We start from the raw sequence: 4,496 nt of genomic DNA, 5'->3' as shown, positions 1-4,496 counted from the left end.
CCGGTATCGCTGGGTAAGCGTGCGGAGGTCAGAGGCGTTGCCGGTCAGCCCGATGATTTTGTCACCAAAAAAATTGACGTACTCCGCCAGGCGTTCGGGTGTGTCGCGCTGAGGATCGACACTGACGAACAACGTAAGTACTTCCTCCTGATTTTCCGTGCTCAGCCCGCTGACGGCCTGGCTGAGTTTTTGCAGAGCAGTGGGGCAAACATCAGGGCAAGAGGTAAATCCGAAAAACAGCATTCGTACCTGACCACTGTAATCATCGCCTGAAACCCGTGTTCCCTGACTGTCGATCAAATCGAATTCAAGCTTGGGCATCACGCCGCTGATTTCTGTCCCGTGCCAATCCGGCGGATCATCGCCCATGCAGCCAACAAGGAGGATTGCCAGCATCATCAATGCAATGGATGCAAAGCGCTTTGCGTGGTGTTGGAAGCAGGGTTTGATCATCAAGTGGTGTCCTTCAATTACGTGTTGGAAGGATTCTGGTGTCCCAGAACAATCGCCAAGTCTTCCGGCACCGCCATCGGTTCAAATGCGCTGACGTTGGCACGTCCCGTATTGCCGACAGGAACCCGGATTCGTGAAACCAGCAACGCAGCGAAGGCCCGAGCCAGCTGACCGAGAACCTCGCGAGCATCGCGCGCGTGCCAGCCAAGCCGGAGCATGCGCAAATGTGTTGTCGTGTGCGCTAACGCGAACTTCTGGCTCAGAATATGAGCCCGTTCAAGATGTCTGAACGCTGTAGCGACATCGCCCTGATTGTCAGCATCAGCGGCTGCTGCCGGTTCTGTCAGATAGAACGTCTTGAGTTCACTGTTCACTGCTCAGTTCTCCTGCCTTATCGGCCAGCTAAGTTGTGGGCAAAGATTTGCCCGGGATCAACCGAGTCTTCCGAGTACCGGAAATGCGGATAACATCCATGATGCAAACCGGGTCATCTGTCCCGTCAGCACCATTACCCCCATAACAACCAGAACCAGCCCTGCCAGGATTCTCAGTGACTGACTCCAGCGGCTCATCCAGCGCACTCGCGCCCGAAAGTGCTTAATAAATAAAGCCGTTGCCAAAAATGGAATTGCCAACCCCAGCGAATAAACGGCCAGGTACAGCATGCCGGTTTCAGCATTCGCATGGGTGGAACTGAGAGCCAGGATAGCGCCCAATATCGGGCCAATACACGGTGTCCACCCGACGGCAAAGGCCAAGCCGAGAAGGAACGCTGCCGTGGGCCGTCCACCCTCAAGGGTTTGCCCAAAGCGCCAGTCGCGCTGTAACGCGGGCATGCTCCACCAGCCCAGCATAAATAGCCCCATCAGCACAATCAGAATGCCCGCCACCAGATTGGCTTCCTGCCGGTAGGCCATCAGCCACTGACCGAGCAGACTAGCGCTGGCACCAAAAGCGATGAACACTACACTGAACCCAAGGACAAAACAGATACTGAGCCACAGAGATTGCAGTCGACTCGAACGGTCTGTGACAGTGCCGCCCGTAACGACCGATAGATACCCCGGAACCAGCGGCAGAGTGCAGGGTGAGAAAAATGACACCAGGCCGCCAAAAAAAGCAGCCAGCATTCCCCATGTCGCAAGATCTGGCATTTCCGTGAGTCCTCAATTTTCTGAGTTCAGTTGACGGTGGAGGGCATCAAGCCCATCCGTGTTTTGTTCGACACCGGTCGACTATTTCTGTGCGTCTGGGAGCGACTCCTGAACAAGACGAAGTAGCGGTTTGGGACCAAACTCCGTGAGTTGGCGGCCATTCACGAAAAAAGTCGGGGTGCCCCGAACACCGATGGTTTTGACGTCCTGCATGTCCTGATCAAGGATGGCGCTTATCCGTTCGGATTGCATATCCTCACGGGCTTGGGACAGGTCCAGACCGGCTGCCTCGGCCGCTCCCCATGCCTTGGCAACCTTCGGGTCGTCGTGCCAGGCCGGCTGCACCTCCAACACAGCTTCCAGCACCGGTTCATAGACATCTTGCAGGCGAGCTGCTTCCAGAATTCTGGAGACTTCCTCGGAACCCTGATGGAACATTGTGTACCGCAAAACAAGCCGCACCTGGCCTGGATACTCAGCAAGTATCTGTTTCACGATCGGGTAGAACGCCCGGCAGGCTTCGCAGGAGGGGTCGAAAAACTCAACGATGATCACCGGTGCGTCGGCAGGCCCGAATGTGGGCGAATGGAAGCGTACCAATGCTTGTTGGTTCGCGATCGGTTCGGCAGCGGCAACAGACTTTTCGCCGGTGGTGGCCGTTTTTTGAGGCTGCTGGGGCTGTGGCTTGAATAGGACGGCGGCTGAAAAGGCTGCGATCAGCACGAGACACACGACAACAAAGATGGCACGACGATTCATGTATGAACTCTCCGACGGATAAGCAAGAGCAGAATGATGATGGCAACAAAAATGGCCAGCGATAGAAACGGAAGCGGCAGCCCACCAAATATCGTCATTCCGTCACCCGAGCAGGACGGGCCAGTGGCCGTGCAGGGCTGAATGGGTTGTGGAATGAGCCCCACATAAAGCAGTGAGTGGGCTAGAGCGAACAGGGAGCCAATGACAGACAGCGGCATAGCGTAGCGCCAAACGTTAAAATCCGAGTAGTAGCAGGCGACTGCGAGAATCACCGCCAACGGAAACATGAAGGCGCGCTGAAACCAGCACAGAACGCACGGAGCCTGCCCGAGAACTTCCCCGATGTAGATGGCTGAAAGCGAGGACCCCGCCGCCAGTAGCCAGGCTGACAGCAGCAGCCCCCATGGAATCACCCGGTTATTGGTGGTCACCGGGATGGCTCTCTGGATTCATTGGCACAAGTGCTTTGCGAAGAAGAGCAGCAGCTGTTTCCAGCGGTATCGCCTTCATCTTTGCTCGATTTATCGGCGGTTTCAGCCCCACCGGCACGCCATTCCTCCATACCCTCACGGATGACCTGCCAAGCGGAGTGCAGGAATAGCGCAGCAATGGCGAGGCCCACAATGATGTCCGGCCAGAGGGTATTGGTGAGGGCGACCAATCCTGCCGCAATGATTACACTGCTATTGGCGAACAGATCGTTCCTGGAACACATCCAGGTGGAACGCATATTGAGATCGTCCGCACGATGACGGTAGAGCAACACAAAACAAACGCCGTTTGCAAACAGGGCAAGAGCGCCGACAGCGCCCATCCACTCGGCGGCGGGCACTTCCTGTATCACCAGCTTGCGGATGGCATCGGCGACAACAACAAGCCCGAACAACAGCATAAAGCCGCCTTTGAACAAAGCCGCTCCGGCACGCGCGCGACGGCTTCGGTCCAGCACGAACAGTGTCAGTGCATAGACAGACGCGTCGCCAAACATATCCAGCGAATCGCCCAGCAACGCGGTAGAGCTTGCAATCCAGCCGGCGCTGAATTCCACCACAAACATCACTGCGTTGATGGCAAGCGCAATGTAAAGCACCCGGCTTTGGCTCGCTCGCAATTGTGCCAGTTCACCGGCCTTGTTTTCACAGCAGCTGTCCACGACGAACCCTCCTAAAACGTGCAATACATCGATACACTGGTGGTTATAGTAACTATAAGGTCAATAGCGATGAGCGAAAAAAGGAACACGGTCGGTCGGCTAGCTGATGATACGGGCGTTAAGCCCGTGACCATCCGTTATTACGAAAAAATTGGACTGTTGCCGAAAGCGACCCGCTCGGAGTCGGGCTATCGTCTCTACTCCGAAGAGGATCATTCGCGGCTGCTGTTTATTCGACGAAGCCGCGGGCTCGGATTTAGCCTTGACGATATTCGTGAACTGCTTTCACTGGCGGATCGTCAGCAGGAGTCCTGTGCGGGTGTGGACGCCAAAGTTGAACAACAACTGGTTCAAGTGCGCTCTCGACTGAAAGATCTACATGCAATGGAACACGAGTTGGAAAGACTGAGTGCGTGTTGTGACGGCGGAGTTATTATGGACTGCCGAATTATCGAGACACTCTCCGGCTCTGCTTAACCACTTTGTATGTGCCCGCCAACCAGGACTGTCTCAATTCGAGTTGGGACAGTCTATTCAGTCAGGCATCCTCCTGAATAAGAGCAACGAGGTCATGCCGAATTTCTTCTCTACTCAGATCGGGCCGCATTAAGAGGCGGGGGTTACCTTCGCGATCAAATACATAAATCGCGCTGCTGTGTGAGACCGCATAATTTCCATCGCGGTCAGGTTCGTCATAACCGAAGGTTGTTCTATATCGTTTTGCCAGTTCACGAAGCTGGGGTTCTTTTCCAGTGAGTCCTACAATATTGTCGCCGAAGAAATCCACGTATTTTGCGAGACGCTCAGGCGTGTCACGTTTCGGATCGACACTCACGAACAAAGTGAGTACTTCATCCTGAAGCTTCGGGGTCCAGGCCACTGGTTGCCTGATTGAGTTTTTGCAGGGCGGTCGGGCAAACATCGGGGCACGAGGTGAACCCGAAAAACAGCATTCTCACGCGGCCACTGTAATCATC

7 protein-coding genes and 1 pseudogene are annotated in these 4,496 nt (G+C 55.1%); 1 reads left to right on the top strand and 7 read right to left on the bottom strand.

Translation table 11 applies throughout. The annotated features are described in order from the left end of the window. From KYE_RS11930 to KYE_RS11905, 6 genes are all read right to left on the bottom strand, one after another. Positions 1-453: SCO family protein (locus KYE_RS11930; protein WP_008173650.1), on the bottom strand; the 453-nt coding region annotated here is incomplete at its 3' end. A gap of 17 nt (positions 454-470) precedes the next feature. Next, positions 471-827 (bottom strand): DUF3703 domain-containing protein, encoded by a 357-nt coding sequence (locus tag KYE_RS11925; RefSeq protein ID WP_008173648.1) that lies wholly within the window; start codon positions 825-827, stop codon positions 471-473. A gap of 57 nt (positions 828-884) precedes the next feature. Next, positions 885-1,607: a cytochrome c biogenesis CcdA family protein gene (locus KYE_RS11920; protein WP_008173647.1), complete on the bottom strand. Its 723-nt coding sequence runs from the start codon at positions 1,605-1,607 to the stop codon at positions 885-887. Between the two features lie 81 nt (positions 1,608-1,688). After that, entirely contained in the window at positions 1,689-2,366 is a 678-nt protein-coding gene (locus KYE_RS11915; protein WP_008173644.1) for a DsbA family protein, read from the bottom strand. Then, the gene (locus tag KYE_RS11910; RefSeq protein WP_008173641.1) at positions 2,363-2,797 is read right to left on the bottom strand and encodes a disulfide bond formation protein B; all 435 of its coding nucleotides are present in this window, start codon (positions 2,795-2,797) and stop codon (positions 2,363-2,365) included. The genes KYE_RS11915 and KYE_RS11910 overlap by 4 nt, the downstream gene beginning before the upstream one ends. Next, a complete protein-coding gene (locus KYE_RS11905) occupies positions 2,794-3,519 on the bottom strand; it encodes a cation diffusion facilitator family transporter (protein WP_008173639.1) in 726 nt (241 codons plus the stop codon). Before KYE_RS11905 ends, KYE_RS11910 begins: the two co-directional genes overlap by 4 nt. Positions 3,520-3,588: 69 nt before the next feature. Here KYE_RS11905 and KYE_RS11900 point away from each other — a divergent pair, with 69 nt between their 5' ends. Next, positions 3,589-3,996 carry a MerR family transcriptional regulator gene (locus tag KYE_RS11900; protein WP_008173636.1) on the top strand — a complete coding sequence of 136 codons (408 nt, stop codon included), beginning with the start codon at positions 3,589-3,591 and terminating at the stop codon, positions 3,994-3,996. Between the two features lie 61 nt (positions 3,997-4,057). Here KYE_RS11900 and KYE_RS11895 read toward each other — a convergent pair. Further along, a pseudogene (locus KYE_RS11895) lies at positions 4,058-4,496 on the bottom strand (SCO family protein); the annotation flags it as partial.

This window comes from Marinobacter manganoxydans MnI7-9, assembly GCF_000235625.1.
GTDB lineage: Bacteria > Pseudomonadota > Gammaproteobacteria > Pseudomonadales > Oleiphilaceae > Marinobacter > Marinobacter manganoxydans.
Note: the sequence above shows the minus strand (reverse complement) of the source record. Positions and strands in the feature narration are given on the sequence as shown.

Coding starts and splice junctions, on each gene's coding strand:
- KYE_RS11920 (WP_008173647.1), bottom strand. CDS start 1,607: ATGCCAGATCTTGCGACATGGGGAATGCTGGCTGCTTTTTTTGGCGGC.
- KYE_RS11900 (WP_008173636.1), top strand. CDS start 3,589: ATGAGCGAAAAAAGGAACACGGTCGGTCGGCTAGCTGATGATACGGGC.
- KYE_RS11915 (WP_008173644.1), bottom strand. CDS start 2,366: ATGAATCGTCGTGCCATCTTTGTTGTCGTGTGTCTCGTGCTGATCGCA.